1 protein-coding gene is annotated in these 507 nt (G+C 67.9%); it reads right to left on the reverse strand.

Annotated features, from left to right (window positions below):
* Window positions 1-161: 161 nt before the first annotated feature.
* Window positions 162-507: TSUP family transporter (locus tag AC01FP_RS19050; protein ID WP_474482548.1), on the reverse strand; the 346-nt coding region annotated here is incomplete at its 5' end.

Below are 507 nucleotides of genomic sequence, written 5' to 3' on the forward strand. Positions count from 1 at the left end.
ATTTCGTTTACCGGTCGGGGCGCAAGGCTGCGGCAATGCAGCGTGCACTCACCCTAGCCCTGACCACCGCCGCGCCCGACTGGATCGATGCAGTGCGGCCGTGGCTGGTGATCGGTTGCGGCCTGGCGCTGGTGTTCGCGCGCACTCCCTTGCCGTACTGATCAGAACAGTCTGAGCACCGCGGCAATCGCCGCCCCTCCCAGCACCAACCCCACGAAGGCGCGCCACAGCGGGTCGCTCACCCGGTCGGACGCCCGGGCGCCAAGCCAGTTGCCCAGCAGCACTGTCGGAAACAGGGCAGCGGCGAACAGGGCCAATTCGGTCCGGACAATGCCGAGCATGGCACCCGACACGATTCCGGCGAATCCAGCCATGGTGAACACCAGCATCATCGAGGCCTTGGCGGTCTCGCGCGGAAGGTGGCGGCCGACATAATAGGGCACCACCGGCGGTCCGGGCATTCCGGCGTAGCCGGTCATCAGCCCACTCAGCACCCCGACCCCGCCG

Source organism: Cyanobium sp. NIVA-CYA 375, from assembly GCF_056108345.1.